General features: G+C 35.9%; 25 protein-coding genes. 14 read left to right on the forward strand and 11 right to left on the reverse strand.

Annotated features, from left to right (window positions below):
• Positions 1-45: 45 nt before the first annotated feature.
• Complete coding sequence (locus C6988_RS04970) at positions 46-687, forward strand: cyclase family protein (protein WP_182133961.1); 642 nt, start codon at positions 46-48, stop codon at positions 685-687.
• Here C6988_RS04970 and amrS read toward each other — a convergent pair.
• Positions 684-1,742, reverse strand: coding sequence for an AmmeMemoRadiSam system radical SAM enzyme (gene amrS / locus C6988_RS04975; protein WP_182133962.1), 1,059 nt, complete (start codon positions 1,740-1,742; stop codon positions 684-686). The genes C6988_RS04970 and amrS overlap by 4 nt on opposite strands.
• Before the next feature lie 77 nt (positions 1,743-1,819).
• On the opposite strand from amrS, the gene C6988_RS04980 reads away from it, so the two are divergent.
• Positions 1,820-2,314, forward strand: a complete 495-nt coding sequence (locus C6988_RS04980; protein ID WP_182133963.1) for a dual specificity protein phosphatase 23 — start codon at positions 1,820-1,822, stop codon at positions 2,312-2,314.
• Here the strand turns inward: C6988_RS04980 and C6988_RS04985 are convergent, their stop codons facing one another.
• The 3 genes from C6988_RS04985 to C6988_RS04995 are packed head-to-tail and all read right to left on the reverse strand — an operon-like array spanning position 2,315 to position 3,195.
• Positions 2,315-2,467, reverse strand: coding sequence for a hypothetical protein (locus C6988_RS04985; RefSeq protein ID WP_182133964.1), 153 nt, complete (start codon positions 2,465-2,467; stop codon positions 2,315-2,317).
• Positions 2,468-2,475: 8 nt separating this feature from the next.
• Complete coding sequence (locus C6988_RS04990) at positions 2,476-2,628, reverse strand: hypothetical protein (RefSeq protein ID WP_182133965.1); 153 nt, start codon at positions 2,626-2,628, stop codon at positions 2,476-2,478.
• Between the two features lie 30 nt (positions 2,629-2,658).
• Positions 2,659-3,195, reverse strand: a complete 537-nt coding sequence (locus C6988_RS04995; protein ID WP_182133966.1) for a hypothetical protein — start codon at positions 3,193-3,195, stop codon at positions 2,659-2,661.
• A gap of 50 nt (positions 3,196-3,245) precedes the next feature.
• Here C6988_RS04995 and C6988_RS05000 point away from each other — a divergent pair, with 50 nt between their 5' ends.
• From C6988_RS05000 to cobJ, 6 genes are read left to right on the forward strand one after another with little or no spacing between them, the layout of a single operon-like run.
• Positions 3,246-3,524: an RpoL/Rpb11 RNA polymerase subunit family protein gene (locus C6988_RS05000; protein ID WP_182133967.1), complete on the forward strand. Its 279-nt coding sequence runs from the start codon at positions 3,246-3,248 to the stop codon at positions 3,522-3,524.
• A gap of 2 nt (positions 3,525-3,526) precedes the next feature.
• Positions 3,527-3,841, forward strand: a complete 315-nt coding sequence (locus C6988_RS05005) for a transcription factor S (RefSeq protein WP_182133968.1) — start codon at positions 3,527-3,529, stop codon at positions 3,839-3,841.
• A 35-nt stretch (positions 3,842-3,876) separates the two neighbouring features.
• Positions 3,877-4,623: a proliferating cell nuclear antigen (pcna) gene (pcn, locus tag C6988_RS05010; RefSeq protein ID WP_182133969.1), complete on the forward strand. Its 747-nt coding sequence runs from the start codon at positions 3,877-3,879 to the stop codon at positions 4,621-4,623.
• Positions 4,624-4,658: 35 nt separating this feature from the next.
• Entirely contained in the window at positions 4,659-6,062 is a 1,404-nt protein-coding gene (locus C6988_RS05015) for an aspartate kinase (RefSeq protein WP_182133970.1), read from the forward strand.
• Positions 6,063-6,109: 47 nt separating this feature from the next.
• Complete coding sequence (locus C6988_RS05020) at positions 6,110-7,570, forward strand: DUF7482 domain-containing protein (RefSeq protein WP_182133971.1); 1,461 nt, start codon at positions 6,110-6,112, stop codon at positions 7,568-7,570.
• A gap of 43 nt (positions 7,571-7,613) precedes the next feature.
• Complete coding sequence (cobJ, locus tag C6988_RS05025; RefSeq protein WP_182133972.1) at positions 7,614-8,408, forward strand: precorrin-3B C(17)-methyltransferase; 795 nt, start codon at positions 7,614-7,616, stop codon at positions 8,406-8,408.
• Here the strand turns inward: cobJ and C6988_RS05030 are convergent.
• Both C6988_RS05030 and C6988_RS05035 read right to left on the reverse strand, forming a co-directional pair.
• Positions 8,405-9,448, reverse strand: coding sequence for a tyrosine--tRNA ligase (locus C6988_RS05030; protein ID WP_182133973.1), 1,044 nt, complete (start codon positions 9,446-9,448; stop codon positions 8,405-8,407). The genes cobJ and C6988_RS05030 overlap by 4 nt on opposite strands.
• 33 nt (positions 9,449-9,481) lie before the next feature.
• Entirely contained in the window at positions 9,482-10,054 is a 573-nt protein-coding gene (locus C6988_RS05035) for a hypothetical protein (RefSeq protein WP_182133974.1), read from the reverse strand.
• Positions 10,055-10,129: 75 nt separating this feature from the next.
• On the opposite strand from C6988_RS05035, the gene C6988_RS05040 reads away from it, so the two are divergent.
• Both C6988_RS05040 and C6988_RS05045 read left to right on the forward strand, forming a co-directional pair.
• Positions 10,130-11,212: a DegT/DnrJ/EryC1/StrS family aminotransferase gene (locus C6988_RS05040; protein ID WP_182133975.1), complete on the forward strand. Its 1,083-nt coding sequence runs from the start codon at positions 10,130-10,132 to the stop codon at positions 11,210-11,212.
• Complete coding sequence (locus C6988_RS05045) at positions 11,209-11,685, forward strand: tetrahydromethanopterin S-methyltransferase subunit A (RefSeq protein ID WP_182133976.1); 477 nt, start codon at positions 11,209-11,211, stop codon at positions 11,683-11,685. Before C6988_RS05040 ends, C6988_RS05045 begins: the two co-directional genes overlap by 4 nt.
• Here C6988_RS05045 and C6988_RS05050 read toward each other — a convergent pair.
• From C6988_RS05050 to C6988_RS05060, 3 genes are read right to left on the reverse strand one after another with little or no spacing between them, the layout of a single operon-like run.
• On the reverse strand, positions 11,682-12,032 hold the full coding sequence (locus tag C6988_RS05050) for a dUTPase (RefSeq protein ID WP_182133977.1): 351 nt from the start codon (positions 12,030-12,032) through the stop codon (positions 11,682-11,684). The genes C6988_RS05045 and C6988_RS05050 overlap by 4 nt on opposite strands.
• 34 nt (positions 12,033-12,066) lie before the next feature.
• On the reverse strand, positions 12,067-12,960 hold the full coding sequence (locus tag C6988_RS05055) for a PfkB family carbohydrate kinase (protein WP_182133978.1): 894 nt from the start codon (positions 12,958-12,960) through the stop codon (positions 12,067-12,069).
• A gap of 9 nt (positions 12,961-12,969) precedes the next feature.
• Positions 12,970-13,425 (reverse strand): hypothetical protein, encoded by a 456-nt coding sequence (locus tag C6988_RS05060; RefSeq protein ID WP_182133979.1) that lies wholly within the window; start codon positions 13,423-13,425, stop codon positions 12,970-12,972.
• 132 nt (positions 13,426-13,557) lie between these two features.
• On the opposite strand from C6988_RS05060, the gene C6988_RS05065 reads away from it, so the two are divergent.
• Both C6988_RS05065 and C6988_RS05070 read left to right on the forward strand, forming a co-directional pair.
• Positions 13,558-14,052, forward strand: coding sequence for a hypothetical protein (locus tag C6988_RS05065; protein ID WP_182133980.1), 495 nt, complete (start codon positions 13,558-13,560; stop codon positions 14,050-14,052).
• A gap of 231 nt (positions 14,053-14,283) precedes the next feature.
• Positions 14,284-14,439: a hypothetical protein gene (locus C6988_RS05070; RefSeq protein WP_182133981.1), complete on the forward strand. Its 156-nt coding sequence runs from the start codon at positions 14,284-14,286 to the stop codon at positions 14,437-14,439.
• Here the strand turns inward: C6988_RS05070 and C6988_RS05075 are convergent.
• Together C6988_RS05075 and C6988_RS05080 are read right to left on the reverse strand one after the other, a co-directional pair.
• A complete protein-coding gene (locus C6988_RS05075) occupies positions 14,426-15,328 on the reverse strand; it encodes a hypothetical protein (RefSeq protein ID WP_182133982.1) in 903 nt (300 codons plus the stop codon). The two genes, C6988_RS05070 and C6988_RS05075, sit on opposite strands and share 14 nt — an antisense overlap.
• Positions 15,329-15,336: 8 nt before the next feature.
• Positions 15,337-15,813 (reverse strand): peptidylprolyl isomerase, encoded by a 477-nt coding sequence (locus C6988_RS05080; protein ID WP_182133983.1) that lies wholly within the window; start codon positions 15,811-15,813, stop codon positions 15,337-15,339.
• A 275-nt stretch (positions 15,814-16,088) separates the two neighbouring features.
• Here C6988_RS05080 and C6988_RS05085 point away from each other — a divergent pair, with 275 nt between their 5' ends.
• Positions 16,089-16,319 carry a hypothetical protein gene (locus C6988_RS05085; protein ID WP_182133984.1) on the forward strand — a complete coding sequence of 77 codons (231 nt, stop codon included), beginning with the start codon at positions 16,089-16,091 and terminating at the stop codon, positions 16,317-16,319.
• A gap of 82 nt (positions 16,320-16,401) precedes the next feature.
• A complete protein-coding gene (locus tag C6988_RS05090; protein ID WP_182133985.1) occupies positions 16,402-16,887 on the forward strand; it encodes a coiled-coil domain-containing protein in 486 nt (161 codons plus the stop codon).
• The last annotated feature ends 87 nt before the right edge of the window (positions 16,888-16,974 follow it).

Here is a 16,974-nt window from a genome sequence, read left to right on the forward strand (position 1 = left end):
TTAAAATTCTCAAAAACTGATTAATTGGAACTAATCAGATTATTTGTGAAACCAATTGATCTTTCTTTAACAATCTCTGAAAGCATATCGAACTTCCCAGGCTCACCAAATCCAAAGATGATACAATGGTCAAATCTTCAAAAAGACGGTTATAACTTGGAACTTCTTTTTATGAGCTCACATACAGGGACTCATTTGGATGCCCCGTTTCATTTTGCAAATAATGGCATAAAGATTCACCAGATTCCATTGGAAAGATTATCCGGGAAGGCTCATCTAATCAGAATCAAAAAAAATGAAAATGAACCCATTTCGATCAATGATGTAAGAACTTTTGAAAATAAAAATGGTAAAATTGGAGAAAACACTATTGTCATTTTTGCCACCGACTGGGATAGAAAAATCCACAAATCAAATTATTTTACAAATAATCCTGGCTTATCTACCGCTGCAGCAAAATATCTGGTATCAAAAAAAGTAAATCTTGTTGGGATTGATTCTCCAAGTATCGACCTTGGAAACAACCCACAATTTCCAGTACACGGGATTTTTGCTAAAAATAATGTCTTGATTGTAGAGAATCTAACTAATCTTAAAAAAATTAAAAAATCACCATTTAATTTCTCAGCATTTCCTCTGAAAATTCAAAATGCTACTGGTTCACCTGTACGTGCCTTTGCATCTTAAACAACGAACTGAAATCTATCTGCCTTGTAATTTTTTGCAAGACGTCCCGTAATTGGAATTCTATTTTTACAATTGATGCATTGATTTTTCTCATCTAAATTCCATTCTTTAATGGCAAAACCAAACCTGTTGATTACAATATTGTTACATTCTGGACAATAGGTATGCTCTAAAGGATGTCCTGGAACGTTTCCAAGATATGCATAGTTTAAGCCAACATCTTTTGCAATTTTATGATGTTTTTCTAAAGTTTTCACTGGAGTTGATGGAAACTCCATCATTTTATAATCTGGATGAAATCTCAGAAAATGTATTGGCATGTCGGAGCCAAATTCATCATAAACAAACTTACAAAGTTTTTTTGCATATGATAGATCATCTCCAACCTCTGGCACAATCAAATCAGTGATCTCAACATGTATCTTGGTTTTATCGTGAATTTCTGTTAATGTGTCAAAGATTGGTTTTGGATCTGGTACACCGATATATTTCCGTGTAAAATTCGGTTCTGCACTTCCTTTGAAATCCACTGTGATGCAATCAAGAAACTCCTCCATCATTTTCACAGTTTCCGGAGTGTCGTATCCATTTGATACAAAAACATTGTAGAGTCCCCTTTTCCTAGCTATGACGCCACAATCTCTAGCAAATTCAATGAAGATTGATGGTTGATTGTATGTGTATGCAATTCCATCTGCGCCATGATCAAGTGTGGTCTGAACTACTTGCTCTGGGGTCATATCTACTCCCTCTACTTTTCTTCTCTGGCTTATGTCATAATTTTGGCAATATTTACAAAGCCAATTACATCCAGTGGTGGCTATTGAAAATACCTTGGAGCCTGGTCTGTAATGGACTACTGGCTTTTTTTCTATTGGATCTACATTACCAGCAATTACTTTGCCATAAACAAAGAGCTCTAACCTACCATCTGTGTTACCCCTGATTCCACACAATCCAATCTGATTCTTTCCAATTTCACAATACCTTGCACAAGCAGTACATCGTACTTTCTCTTCAGGTAGTTTTTCATACAAAATGGCCTCTTTTCCCATAAGCAATATTGGAAATTTTTCTAATATAAGGAAAAAGTATCAGCAATGCTAAAACTATGGAAAAAATTAGTTATGACATGAGCAAACCTGGTAATATTTGGCGAAAGGTTCATGGGAGAATAACAAAGAGACCTACCAACTTTTCATGGGTGCTGGATTCAAAATTAGCAGGTTCTGGAATGCCAACGTCATTTGAAGAATTTGAATGGATTATGAATCAAGGTGTTAAATCAATAGTAACTATGACTGAGAATTCATTACCTGATGCTTGGGTAAAAAATATCAATTATTTACATGTGCCAACTCCAGATCTTACTGCACCTGAGATTGAACAAATAGATCTCGCTGTTGATTTTATTCATGAAAAGATAACTGGCAAACAACCTGTGATGGTTCATTGTGCTGCAGGCCTTGGTAGAGCCGGGACTATACTTTCATGTTATCTAATCAAATATCAGAAATTTTCAGCAGTGGAAGCAATTAAAAAAATTAGAAAAGAAAGACCAGGTTCTGTTCAATCAGAAATTCAAGAAGTAGTTATTTCATTATATGAAAAACACGTTCGTAACTAATTATTCTGGTATAGATTCTGAAACTAGCTTCCCATCCACAACTCTAATCTTTAAGAGATGATTATCTTTGAACACTAGAGTAATTCCTCCTTCGGAATCTGGATCTTCAACCTTTACAAGATCCTGCATTCGAATTCCATCAAATTTTGCCATACGATCACCTATTCCGGAATTGAGACCGTTTCGATCTTTCCATCCACAGCTTTGATGAAAAGGAATCTATTGTCTTTAAAGATCACAGTAATTCCTCCTTCTTTGTCTGGTTCTTCGACTTCAAGTACTGGTTGTCCAAGTAGCCCGTCATATTTTGCCATGATAATCGTTTGAAAAAGTACCTTATATCCCTAATTGATCTGAATCTCGATCTCTTTTGCTTGGTTCTTTACATTAGATGGCTCTGTATAGAGATGTTTTTGCCAGGAGGCAAAAGCTTCTGCTCCTATCTTGTGTTTACCCGGCCCAAGGTCTGATGCTTTGAAAATAATCTTCTCTTCAAAATCAAACAATTCTTGTCTTACTTCCTCTTCTGTTAATCTAATAAATGGCTCAAAATTTTTTGCCACTTGAACCCAAATTCGTCTGTCTTTCATTGGATTGACTAACTTTGGATTACGAGTCCAAAAAATTGACGCCTTTCTATAACTATCAATTGGCTTACCAAGCACTTTTCTTCTTAATCCCCCAGAAACAAGCTTTACCCCATATTTCATCTTGAAATAATTGTCATTTTTGTTATATGCCTCAGTCCAATTCTTTTCATTAAAAGAATCCCTAATGCTTCCCTGAACTGAAAATTTGACATTAATTACAATATTTTCGTCTGAAGCAAACTCTGTCTTCTCAGAAATCAATTCAATGCCTGAAATTTCACTATTACTCATGTTAATACTGGATATTGATTTATATCCACAATAAGTTCTTTTTCGAACACATGGAAGCTCAGGTACTAAACTCATCCCAGAAAGAGATCAACCTTTCTATCACAAAATCCGACATAGGCACTTTGTATATCATACAGCATGAGCTACTTCAGGGCTCCAATGTTGATTTTGCAGGTGTAATCGTTAAACACCCACTAACAAACGAATGCTGGATGAAAGTAAATTCTGCAAAAGGCAACCCTATCAAAGAAATTTCTGCAGCTGCAGATTCTGCAATAAAGACCGCTGATGAATTAAAAAAATTATTTAATTCGAAAATCAAAGGTTAATCATGAAATTTTGCCCCAAGTGTGAGATACGTCTCAAAAAGACTGATTCTGGATTAAAATGTACAAAATGTAATTATGTCGAAGGGGGAAACATTGAATCAACAAAACAGATTCTAGAGGAACAAGAGGTTTCAGAATTTAATGTCTTAGAAGAGAACGAGGGTTCTGAAACTTTACCTACAATTAAAATCGATTGTGAGAAATGTGGTCATGATGAAGCAGTTTGGTGGATGTTACAAACACGAAGTGCAGATGAGCCCACTACCCAATTCTATCGATGTTCAAAATGTAATCATACATGGCGAAATTACGCATAACGTTTAACTGGAACATTGCAAACAAATGATTGAACTTGGTATTTTCAGCTAAAACAAGTGGTTCTGATGATCTCAAAGCCATAATATCTGCAATATCTACTCTTGTCGAAGAAGCCACCTTTGTTGCATCTGCAGAAGGAATAACATTCAGAGGAATGGATCCATCCCATGTAGCCTTGATAGATATATCGTGGCCAAATTCTGCTTTTGAAAAATACGAATGTGACAGTGATATTAAATTTGGTGTTAGAATTGATGAATTCTCAAAACTAATCAAACGAGCTGACAAAAAAGATGCAATAGAAATCAGTATCTCTGATGATAATATGTTACTTGTAACTATTGGAAATAACAAGAAATACAAAATACGATTAATTGAAAGCTCAGCTACTGATACTCCATTACCAAAAATTCCTTATGATGCGACGATTGAAATATCATCATCAATTTTTGATAAAATTCTTGGAGACGTACAAGTTGTCTCTGATTATCTTACAATACATGCTATTGAAGGAAAAGCAGATTTTTCTGGAAAAGGCGATTCCGGTGAAGTAGTAATTGAGCTTGATAAAACAGGCCAAGACTTGCAAAATCTATCTGTTAAAGAAGAAAGTATTGGTACATACAGTCTTGAATATCTTAACCCTGTAGTAAAAGCCGTGGGTACTACAGCCAACACTATTACTTGTGAGTACTCTAGTGCAAAACCACTCCGAATAGAGTTTAAAGTTGCCAATATAGGCAGAATTCACTTCTACTTGGCTCCAAGAGTAGAAAGTTAAAGCATTTATTGTAATATTAAAAGAGGTATACTGACTTGAGACTAATCGTAAAGTATGGTGGAACATCATTATCATCTGCAAAACAAATCAAGGATGTTGCAAAGTTTGTTACATCTCTATCAAAAGAGAATGAAGTTGTAACTGTATGTTCTGCAATTAAAGAAACCACAGATGACTTGATCGAAATCATACAACTCATCAAAAAAGGAAATAAAAAGAAAGCAAAACAAGTCACTGCAAAAATAATCAATCAACACAAGCAGCTTGCTGAACAAACAATTTCAAAACCACAAAACAAGAAAAAACTACTAGAGATGCTTGAAAAAGATTTTTGCGAGCTATCTGACTTAGTTGATGGTATAGTTCTACTTGGTGAGATGACGCCCCGATCTTCTGATTATCTACTATCATTTGGAGAACGATTATCCATAAAATTTGTATCACATGCAATTACTGATCTTGGGAAAAAATCATTTGCATATACTGGAAAGGAAGTGGGAATAGTTACTGACTCAAATTTCGGAGAATCAAAACCACTCATGGATACTACTAGGTTACGAGTTGCAAAAACATTGGAGCCCTTACTCTCTGAGAAATCTCTTCCTGTAATTGGTGGATTTGCAGGAGCTGATCAACATGGTAGTATAACGACATTTGGTCGTGGAGGTTCTGATTATACTGCAACAATCATTGCCACGTGTATCAAGGCCGATGAAATTTGGTTAATGAGTGATGTTGATGGACTAATGACAGCTGATCCAAAAATCGCAAGTAATGCAAAGGTGCTCAAAGAAGTCTCTTATGTTGAAGCAATTGAAATGGCATTGTTTGGTGCTAAACAGATTCATCCAAGAACATTTGAACCGATTTTATCCAAAAAAATTCCAATGAGGATTAGAAATACTTTCAATACAAAAAACATGGGAACTTTGGTAACTGCATCGCCTGGACCTGAAACTAAAAAAACTGTAAAATGTGTTAGTGTAATTCGTCACAATGCACTCATAGATGTTCGTGGAGGAAGTATGGTTGGAGCACCTGGTACTGCAGCTAAAATCTTTACAACTTTGGCAAATGCCGGAGTAAATGTAATGATGATCTCCCAAAATCCTTCTGAATCTAGCATCACTGTAGTTGTCAAGAATGCTGATCTTGATAGAGCAGTCAATGCTTTGGAGATGGAATTATTGGGAAAGATTATCAAAAAATTGGAAGTTACTACAGATGTAGCAATTATTGCACTGATCGGTTCTGGAATGAGAGGAACAATAGGTGTAGCGTCAAAAGTCTTTACCGCTACTGCAAAAAAGAAAGTAAACGTAGTAATGATTACTCAAGGTTCATCAGAACTTAACTTGGCATTTGTAGTAAAGGACTCTGACTCTAAATCAGTCGTACAATCACTACACGATGAATTTGAATTGGCAAAGATCAACTAGCAAAATTAGTGCAAAACAATTTAAAGAAATAAACAGTTTTGAATCCATTGAAAAAGTCTGTAACAATTTTAATCATAGTTGTAGCTGTTGCCGGAATCATAATAATTCCAAACTTATCTGAAGAATTCGTTAACGCCAAAACTCTTAGAAAAATTGAATTTACTAAAACGGTTACATCCTCACAGGATCCAGGCATAGGCCATGAAAGTCATCAATTTGCCCTCATTCTTTCACCCAATGAGGGAACAATATACGATGGCTCGATAACATATACTGCGAGTGCCCCAATAGAGCTTGCAGTTTTACACGAAATTAGTAAGGAAGATGCAAAAGGCCAACCTACATGGAGTGTTGATGGAAACAAGATTTACGGATTATCTCTAATTGATCAAAATTCAAACTCTGGCTCACTCGAATTCACGGGTGCGGCATTGGCCTTACACTCACCATCCCAAGCATTTTCTGCCACAGTTAGCGTAGATGGTTGGGTTAGGGGAGAACCAACTGAAATTATACAGCAAACAATTGAGGTAAAGACTGGAGACAATTCAGTGACTTTAGCACGTGGAAATGTTCCTGCAGTTATTCCTTTACACGCTGGTGTTTATGATGGAAATGAACTCTATTACATTATTACCGATTCAAATAATGAAGAGCTTGCAAAATCCATATCTACAAAACAAGAATGGAAGGTTGAATTTGCACCAACACTTTCGAATTCTCCAAAAGAATCTCTTTCAGATATCTATGTATTCAAAAATGGTTTAGGAGGAAGAGGAATTCATGGATACCAAGTAGAAGTATTCTCTGATACACCTTCTCAAATAAATGAGTACAGTGCATTAAGAACTGTATCAGAAGTTAGCTGGAAAACAGGACAAAAACCCCATGTTTTAGAATCTGTCAAAGACATCTTACAAGCAAAAGAAGACGGAAAACTACAACTTGAAAAAACTGAAATGATTCTCAATGTTCCGCAAATTAAATGGCCAGATGGTCAAATGAAAGTAAACGAAAACAAAACTATTAGTGATGACATGGAATATGGTGATAGCCAAATCCTTGACATTAATCTTGATGAGATGTCAGTTACTTTTATTGCCCACAGGGGATGGGGTCCACAAGGACAGACAATCTACTATATTGTAACTGATGCCACTCCATCTGGACCTGCAGAAATGATGGGAGTTGTAGATTCTCCAACATCTGCAAGTTTGATCTCGAGTGCTGCAGCAGTTGATCTTTTTCAATTCAAAAATGGAATTAAGAGCACTGGTCCTATAGGATTTCAGCCTGGTATAGCTTCGGCTGCACCAGGGGACAAAAACTACTCGCCCATGTGGAGAATCCATACTGTTGAGTGGGTTGAACCAAGCAAGGCCACGTTATTACAGACTAAAAGTGATATCGACGCACTAGAATCAAAAGGAGAAGTGCTAGTAGAAATAGCACGGCCTCTAAGCAGCGATCATATTGTAAACTGTCCTTTTATTGACCCATTTCAATAATTCACTAAACGGATAAATTATCTTAAAAAATTTCTTGATAGTATTGGTAGGCAAACTTTTCATTGTTGGTGTCGGTCCTGGCCACCATGATCATATGACATTTAGGGCTAAACAAGCAATCGAAGAAAGTGATACGATTGTTGGTTATGAGACTTATGTCAATCTAGTTCAAGATCTAATTGACGGTAAGGAAATTTACAGATATGCAATGACGCAAGAAGTTGAACGAGCTCATCAATGTATAGATCTTGCAAAATCTGGTAAAATTGTATCTCTAGTTTCAAGTGGGGATCCTGGAATTTATGGCATGGCGGGTCTTATCTATGAGACATTAGCCGAACAAGGATGGGATCCAAAAAGTGGACTCTCTGTTGAAATAATTCCTGGCGTATCAGCTTTGAACTCATGCGCATCAATCATTGGTTCTCCCCTAATGACAGATTTTGCTGTAGTTAGTATGAGTGATCTCTTGGTTCCTTGGGAAATAATTGTAAAACGGGTAGAGGCAGCAGCCCAAGGTGATTTTGTAATCGTAATCTATAATCCCTCTAGCAAAAAAAGAATTCACCAGTTACAAGATACAAGAAAAATTTTGTTAAAACATAGAAAGCCATCAACACCGGTTGCAATCATTAAGGGCGCGTTTAGAGAAACCCAGTCCGTTGTTTTAACTGATCTTGATAATATGGAAAACTATGCAGATAAGCTTGGAATGATCAGTACTGTAATTGTGGGTAACTCTTCAACTTATAATTACAAAGATTTGATGATAAACCCAAGAGGATACAAATCAAAGTACAATCTCAAGGAACAAACAAATCCTGAACTCAAAGTCTAAACACTGTTCTTTATTGCAGCTGATAAATTATCATCGATTGTAATCTTCTCTCTTATGGGCTCAATGATCTTAATCAAATATTTAGACACAGTTTGTTTCAGATCTGTAGGATGAAGCTGCTTTTTTGCAAAATCTTCTTCAAGCTGTGAATAGCTAGAGTAGGTTACATTTCCTCCAAACTTTTCTGGTCTTTCAACTGAGATCTCATCAAACTCATGATAAATTACATGCCTTGCAATCTCTAGTAATGGATTACTTTCTGTGTTTGCCTCTTCACACCAGGCTTTTTTTATCTTTGATGCAATGATATCATTTGAATCGTGGATAAATATGCCTGAGTTTGGGTTAGATTTGCTCATCTTTCCTAGAGCCTTTGCATTCCCTTCTGTTGGCTGGGATAATCCCGGTAAAAGTCTATGATGAACGGCAACAGGTACTTTCCATTTCATCTTTGGGAACAACTCTCGTACAAGCATGTGAATTTTTCTCTGATCCATTCCTGCATGTGCAATATCTATCTCTAGGGAGTGAATGTCAACTGCCTGCATTGGTGGATACAATAATTTTGCAAGGTCAACCTTTTCCTCATTTTCAGATCTTCCCATAATGGTAAGAGTTCTCATGGTTCTTGCCAGCGACATATGTTTTGTAAATCTGACAAATTCTGCCCAGTATTCTTTTTTAGAATCATACAGCTCAGAACCCATCACAATGTTTACTCCAGGGCAAACAAGCTTGAATGCTTGAGCATAATACTTTGAAACTTGAGAAATCGTTTCCCAGTTTCCGCCCAATTTATCATTGATTAATGTGTGCCAGTCTGCAAGAAAAACAGTACAGTTTACACCCGCTTTGATAAAATCATTAATCTTGAATCCTGTGCTGATTAGACTTCCTAAGTGTAAAAAACCAGAAATCTCAAGACCAATGTAGTGTCTTGGGCTGGAATTTGTTTTGAATAATTCTACCAGCTCTTCTCTTGTTACAATCTCTTCTGTTGGCGGTTTTGCAATCAGATCTACTTTTTCTAAAACATCCAAACTGATTACACCTAACAAAAAGTTCCTATAAAGTTACGTCTCATGATCATCCAAACTCTTTCTTGGTCTAGTACTGAGATAAAATGCATGTGCACTAATTACGAATCCCACTAGGAAAATCTTTGTACTAAATATGAGATTCCATGGCCTGTCTGGATCTGGGTAAGCAACTGTAAGCCTGTCAATATCTGGAACATTTCCATCAACAATTCCTGCAGTGATCTGTGCATTTAGTACAGTAAAACTCCACAAAACCTCATACAAACAAATTATTGCAAAACCCAATAACATCAATTGCAGTAAGGCCATTCTGGTAGAGCCTATCTTTCCTTTGGTGGTTCTCTTCCAGCCTATTCTTGATACACAATACCACCCAATTATACAAGCAAAGAACAACCATGTGATGAGCTTGGCAAAGTTCTCAAAGGGAATTTCTGTATCTACTAAAACTTCGCCCATGACGTAGGTTCCGTTTTCTTCCCATTCGGTATACATTGCATAGGCGCCATATGCAGTGATTGATAACATGATAAATGCGCAGACATAAAAGATGTACAAAAAGACCCTGTATCCTCGATCAGTCTCTTGCAGGTGACGTTTCTCCATTATGCACATGCAGAAGCTTGCATTATAAAATTTGATTCTTGAGAGTTTATTAGAGAAACCCTATCCATCCCATTTGTGCCTGTACCAATAAACATCCCCATTATCGGTAAAGAGGAGATAAAGGCCGTAAATCAAGTTCTAAAGAGTGGAGTTTTAACATCCGCTGCAAAAAATGGGGGAAAAAACGTTCAGGAATTTGAAAAGCTTGCATGCAAGTATGTAAAATCAAAGTTTGCTGTATCAGTAAACTCTGGTACTGCCTCTCTACAGGCGGCCCTATTAGCACTTGATGTACAGAAAGGAGACGAAGTACTCTTACCATCATTTACATTTGTTGCAACTGCAAATGCTGTTGTATCGACCGGTGCAAAACCTGTTTTTGTAGATATTCTACAGGATAACTATACAATGGATCCAGAAGATCTTGCAAAAAAGATTACAAAAAAATCCAAAGTGATAATACCAGTCCACCTTTATGGAAACGTTGCATACATTGATAGAATAATAGAAATCGCCAGAAAAAATAATCTGAGAATAATTGAGGATGCAGCACAATCTCTGGGTTCCACACTAAAGGGAAAACACACTGGAACGTTTGGAGACATTGGCAGTTACAGTCTGTATCCTGCAAAGGTTATGACAGCAGGAGAGGGAGGATTTCTTGTAACTAATGACAAGCAACTACACGAAAAATTACTAATGATTAGAAATCACGGAATGGTTCATGGTTATGATACAAAAATTTTGGGACTGAATCTACGATTACCAGAAATCTCAGCTGCAATTGCAAAGGAACAGATAAAAAAACTACCAAAGTTTTTGGCAAAGCGAAGAAAAAACTCACAACAGCTATCAAAGCTACTATCTAAAACAGACCTTACATTACCACATGAAAGAAAAAATGAAAAAGTAAACTGGTATCTATACACTATAGCAGCTAAAAACCGTGATAAATTACTAAAAGCATTAAACTCCAAAGGAATTGGCGCAGTTGCATATTATCCAACCCCTGTTCATAAAACACCATACTATCACTCCAAAGTAACACTGAAAACAACAGAATGGGCAGCTTTGCACGTATTATCTCTGCCTGTCCAGCCTCAGGTTACTCCTCAAAACTTATCACAGACAGCATCAGTAATCAAATCGCTATTATGAATTCTCTAGAGTATGTTTTTGGTGAGGTATGCAAGATATTACTTCCAATTCCAGAAGAGGTCTACTTTGGAAACCAGAAATCTTCCATCGCAATATGTACCCTTTCTAGTATATCCTTACTCAAAGAAATTGCAGAGTCTAACTTGCTTGATAATGTGGCAATTGTAGGACGATTATTTTCTGAAAACAAAGGCATTGATGCATTGGTTAGGTTTGTAAACTCTAATCCAAACATCAAGACATTAATTTTATGTGGCAAAGAAGTCTGGGGACACAAGGCAGGAGAATCACTACTAGCATTGTATGAAAATGGAATTGATTCTGATGGTAGGATAATTGGATCACACAGTCCAGATCCCATATTACAACTATCAAACTCTGAAGTGCAAAAATTTCAAAATCAAATTACAATAATTAACAAAACTGGCGAAACAGATCCACTAATTATCAAACAAACTGTAGATTCAGTTTAGTATCCGTTTCTCTGTCTTTCTCTATTAATCTCGTTTTTGCGTTTGTATTCTTCTAAGATATCATCAGGCGTTAGATTGAGTTCTAAAGAAGCCTGCACAACAAAATGCCAAATATCGATTAGCTCCTCTCTTGCATCTGCTTCATTAAATGGAGTTGGTTTTTTCCACCACTTCCAGTTTGTAGTCATCTGTAGTTCCACTGCTTCATGCATTATAGCTGTACAAAGTGCAGAAACTCTACCTTCTTTGTCATCCGGGTATCGTGACAAATCCATCATCTCAGATAGTCCTTTTTGCAACTCAAAGATTGAAACCAATCTGTCCTTTTCAGAAACTTCCTGAGTCAATAATTTGATTGAACAGGGAATTGAACTTAAGTCTTTAGAAACGAATCATCTTTTCGTAAATCTTTACACGTTTTTCAATATCTGATTTCTTAACCTTTGTTAATCCATCAAGACCATATCTCTCAACAGCAAACGAACCCAAAACATTACCATACACGACTCCCTTTTTGATGGCTGAAAGGGTGGTGGAGTTTTTACTTGCCAAATATCCTATCATCGCACCTGCAAAAGAGTCTCCAGCGCCGGTTGGATCTACTACATCCTCTAATGAAAAGCCAGCAGAAGGGAATATGACATCATCAAAAAACATCAATGAACCATGTTCACCTTTTTTGATTATCACATATTTTGCCCCCCAACTCATCATCTTTTTTGCGCATTTTATCAGGTTGTGTTCTTTTGTGAGCAGTTTTGCCTCTTCATCATTAATTACAATGGCATCAACGGATTTTATCATCTTAATCACTGCATTTCTTTTAGTTGCAATCCAAAATTCTATAGTATCACACATTGAAAATTTCACATTATCAAATTCTTTTATCAAGCTCGCATTTTGCTCAGGATCATTATTTGCAAGATACACAAATCGAGATTTTTTATATTCTTCAGGAACAGTAGGCTTGAAATTTGCCAACACATTTAGCTCAGTCTTTAGAGTTTCTCTAGTGCTTAAGGTTTCATCATATTTTCCATCATATCGAAATGTCTTGCCTTTGGCAATGTGTAATCCTTTAAGATCCATGTGTTTTGCTAAAAGATCATGGTGTTTTTTTGGAAAATCTTTTCCTACTACTGCTATCAAACCCGTATCAACAAAAAAACTAGCAGATACACCTGCAAATGTTGCTGCACCACCAAGAACATCTTTTAGAGTTTTAGTTGGTGTTCTAATGGTATCTAATGCAGTTGAACCAAAAACTGTGAGCACAGTGAAAATCTAGTTTTGATGTATAAATTCCCTTGCTTGGACTTCTGTTGGATAGTATACAAATGGTACATCTATTTTTGTAAACAAGACATCATATTGTGTAACTCCTGTTATTCTGATGGTTTGAGTCTCATCTGATTTCTGATCAGAATATGTTAGAAACACTCCATCAACTTTGGCCTTGCTCATTGGAGGAAGTACAAATGATTGTAATTCCCCTTCTCCAATTTGTTTTTCATCTGCAGTAATGATGAAATCTGTTTCACCAGCAGTAAGTAACAATAAAGACGGATTATCAAATTCTAACTGAATGTTATGTGCAGAACCTCTCTCATTTTCCTCCAACAAACTACTCTCAGTGATAATGGCATTAATCTGAGATGCTGAAGCATACTGAGAATAACCAAAAAAGCCCACGCCTACAACCAATAAAATCAATAATGTTGCTTTACGTGATTTTTGCATGCCTATAAATCTCAAATTTCCATTTTAATCCCAAAGGGAAAAAAAACCAAATAATGTGTGTAAAAGTTTTGATCTATTCTTAAACCTACTTAGAGCTAACAGAATAAATCAAAATCAACTAAGGTATTCTAGTTGGCAAAAATTAGAGTAAAATTTGGACATAATGAAATTGAGATAGACTCTAGAGATTTTTACGTTGATAATCAGACCATTGGCGAAGTAATTGACAAAGTAACTAAGCATATGCAAGAGAACAAAGCTAGAATTATCTTTGATGATCGTTCTCTTGAACAACTAGAAAAAATGACTGATGTCTACAAAGAAAATCTTGAAACTCTAAACGGTTTGGAAGATGCAGAAACTCATGAACCAGAGTTTTCAGAACCTGTGCCAATTTCTCAAAATGAAATTAGAGAAAAACTTGAGACTTTAGCTTCAAAATCATTCTTTGATACTCCTAGAACTGTCTCTGAAACTGTAGAGGAATTACGAGAATATGGATGGAGTGCTAGTCTTTTGGATGTATCAAAAACTCTTGCAAAAATGGCATTTAATAGAGAAATTCTAAAAAACTCTAGGGATCACAGAAGCTATTATTTTGTAAAAGAAGCATTACTAGCTAACTAGTTTTGTAGCTGCAAATATCACACGAATCAAAAGTATCTCCCTCTAGATGGTCAAAATGCGTATTGCATTCTCCACATGTGTGATGCATATCAAAATACCCGTCATCTTCTGTTTTGCCCACCTGCTTAGTTTCTAACTTTGTACTACCACATTTTATACAATGACACCCACATTCCATTTATCAAAAAATGATTAACAATCTATTATAGTTGTATTGAATATTTTTTCTAGATGAACAAAAAGCGAAAGATCCCAATAGAGATTGATGATCATTTCAGGCTTTTTGGAAAAGAGCCATGGGAAGTAGAATATGGTGAAAAATGCCCAGTCTGTAATGTCAGAATTGATGAATATGGATTTTGTTCATGTGGTTCTAGCGGTGAATGATCTTTGCTCTATACTGAAGTCCAACCACCATTACTATTCCTAATACTAGGGGTATCAACAAAGAGAATTCAGGAACTACTGAGGTTCCAATAATTTGAACAGTTCCAGTTGCTTTTGGCTTTACACTTATCCATACATGAGAATCTGTTTTTAGGAATTCATGTTTTAGAATTTTTTGATCATCAAGAAAAACTGTATATGGATTCCATAACAATTCTAAAGGAATAATCAAAGTTACTAACTGATTCTCTTTTTTTAGATCAAAACTAATGCTTTTTGACGGTTGATCAAAAACTAGTTCTACATCCTCAATACTTCGAATTCCAACCTCGAATTCTTTTCCTTCCCAAACAATCTTCTGCATCTTTGTTTCTTCATCTGTAACATATTCTATTAGCACTTCACATCCATGACATCCTATCTTATGAACATCTTGTAATAAAATGGGATTTGCATTTACAAAAGCTAGATCAACTTCGTCGGGAAAATGAAAAACTGATCTTTCTGTATCGGCGTAAATATATTGCCATGACCATAATCCATCCTTCTCTGTTAATACCTCAGAGAGATCATACTCGATCAGGATTCCTGTTTTACTAGGAAAAATTGACAAAACAATATTTTGTTCACCCTCTGAAACTCCATGCTCTTTTTCTTCTCCTTCTAGATCTGTTACTTTGAGATTGATAATCTCTCCATTAATGGTGGTAAGTGATGTAGGTCTGCTGTTTGGATATAATTCATGAACTACGTGTACTTTTCCATCCGCTCCAATGGTAATATCCAATGATTTCTGATATGCTTTTTCACCTATCCCTAACTGTGAAAATGATTGAGGTATAGCTGAGATAATCATAATAAAAACAAAAGCAGCAAGTAATTTTTTCAAGTTAATCCTTACTCGATTTTTACACTATTCATCTTTGCTTCTTGTAATGGACAATCATTATTGTCCCTTTGTAGATTTACAATTTTGTCGGCTACTTCGATTCCTTCGGTAACTTCCCCAAATACAGTGTATTGACCATCTAGGAAAGTACTATCTGTAGTAACAATGAAGAATTGTGAGCCTGCACTATCTGGATCCATCGCTCTAGCCATTGAAACAATTCCTCTTCTATGTGATCTTGAATTGAATTCTGCCTTTACAGTATAACCGGGTCCACCCATGCCCCATTGGCTCTTATCTGGTTTTTTTGTATTGGGGTCTCCACCCTGAATCATAAAGCCAGGAATAACCCTATGAAATAGTGTACCGTTGTAAAAACCAGAATTAGCTAATTTTTGAAAATTTCTAACTGTCTCAGGTGCGAGATCCGGCAATAAGCGAAAAGTAATAGTTCCAAAATTTGTATCAATTATGACATTCGTCATTTCTGATTTTCAACAGTATTATCATAAGAGTCTTTTGTATAATTTATTCAAAAAATGTCTAGTTTACACTAAACCATATACTTGTACCCCAAAGTAACCCAATTGGGTTTTAACTTTTTTGATTAGTATGTAATTCTTGGAAAGTTTTTGCGACTTTGATAGAAATTATTTATTTTCAAAAATTTACAAGCCGATTGATTTTCTAAACTTTGAATTGTATGAAGTATCAAATGGAAAGTAATAGTCTTATATAGAACAACTAAAATTTAGATTTCGTGAATCGTACAAATCAGAGCACAGTTATCAAAGAAGCAATCAACTCTTATCTTGATAAAGGTCTGACAGACAAACAAGACATCTATACAAAAGTGGTAGATGAATTAGGTGTTCCAAGACCAACGGTCCGTAGAGTTGCAAGAGATCTTAGAAACGAGTTGTTAGAGAAAATTAAAATTTTACAGTCTGAAGTTCAAAAACCGACTCTCATCGAAGAAGAGACTTCTTAGCCTCTCTTTTCTTTTTAATTATTAATATCAGATTACGGTATCGACATTACTAATATAAGCAACCAACTTTTTGATCTAAAATATGGGTTATTTACGTAACCATTTGGCAACCGTTGTTTGTGGTGCTTTTGCAGCAGTATTGACAGGTTTATGGCCAATTTTTCTAGATTTTGCACCACTATTGAATTTCATCTTCATTATGGCAGTACCAATCACTTGGTTTCTAACCTTCACGTGCTGGATTGCCCAAAAAAGCACTGATTATATGAAGAACTATCATGGTGGAGAGTCTCATCATGAAAAAAAAAGCTTGAGTAATTCACAAGCGACCGTTCAAGTTTACAAATCAGACGGTAAAGTAGCAAGTCCAAGTCAGATAAATGAGGCAAGATTAGAACTAGGTGATGATTTAGAAAAGTTACGAGATACTGTCAAAATCAAAGATTCTGAGATCGAACGGCTAAAACAAGAGATTGCAAATCTAGAGACACTAGTCCAAATTGAATCTCTAAAGACCGAACTAGCAAATCTTAAGGCACTTGCTTCTGAGCGAAAATCAAAAAGATAAATGAATTATTTTTTACAGTGTTCACATTGAACTATCTCGTGCCTGTCCTTACATCCTGGACAGCTTACAGCCCCGCCAAAATGACAT

Source organism: Nitrosopumilus sp. b1, from assembly GCF_014078545.1.
In the GTDB taxonomy this organism is placed as follows: domain Archaea; phylum Thermoproteota; class Nitrososphaeria; order Nitrososphaerales; family Nitrosopumilaceae; genus PXYB01.

What these genes read in the sequence shown, in the direction of transcription:
- amrS (WP_182133962.1), bottom strand. Translation starts at nt 1,742, where the DNA reads ATGGGAAAAGAGGCCATTTTGTATGAAAAACTACCTGAAGAGAAAGTA.
- C6988_RS04980 (WP_182133963.1), top strand. Translation starts at nt 1,820, where the DNA reads ATGAGCAAACCTGGTAATATTTGGCGAAAGGTTCATGGGAGAATAACA.
- C6988_RS04985 (WP_182133964.1), bottom strand. Translation starts at nt 2,467, where the DNA reads ATGGCAAAATTTGATGGAATTCGAATGCAGGATCTTGTAAAGGTTGAA.
- C6988_RS04990 (WP_182133965.1), bottom strand. Translation starts at nt 2,628, where the DNA reads ATGGCAAAATATGACGGGCTACTTGGACAACCAGTACTTGAAGTCGAA.
- C6988_RS04995 (WP_182133966.1), bottom strand. Translation starts at nt 3,195, where the DNA reads ATGAGTAATAGTGAAATTTCAGGCATTGAATTGATTTCTGAGAAGACA.
- C6988_RS05000 (WP_182133967.1), top strand. Translation starts at nt 3,246, where the DNA reads ATGGAAGCTCAGGTACTAAACTCATCCCAGAAAGAGATCAACCTTTCT.
- C6988_RS05005 (WP_182133968.1), top strand. Translation starts at nt 3,527, where the DNA reads ATGAAATTTTGCCCCAAGTGTGAGATACGTCTCAAAAAGACTGATTCT.
- C6988_RS05035 (WP_182133974.1), bottom strand. Translation starts at nt 10,054, where the DNA reads ATGGAGAAACGTCACCTGCAAGAGACTGATCGAGGATACAGGGTCTTT.
- C6988_RS05045 (WP_182133976.1), top strand. Translation starts at nt 11,209, where the DNA reads ATGAATTCTCTAGAGTATGTTTTTGGTGAGGTATGCAAGATATTACTT.
- C6988_RS05060 (WP_182133979.1), bottom strand. Translation starts at nt 13,425, where the DNA reads ATGCAAAAATCACGTAAAGCAACATTATTGATTTTATTGGTTGTAGGC.
- C6988_RS05070 (WP_182133981.1), top strand. Translation starts at nt 14,284, where the DNA reads ATGAACAAAAAGCGAAAGATCCCAATAGAGATTGATGATCATTTCAGG.
- C6988_RS05080 (WP_182133983.1), bottom strand. Translation starts at nt 15,813, where the DNA reads ATGACGAATGTCATAATTGATACAAATTTTGGAACTATTACTTTTCGC.
- C6988_RS05090 (WP_182133985.1), top strand. Translation starts at nt 16,402, where the DNA reads ATGGGTTATTTACGTAACCATTTGGCAACCGTTGTTTGTGGTGCTTTT.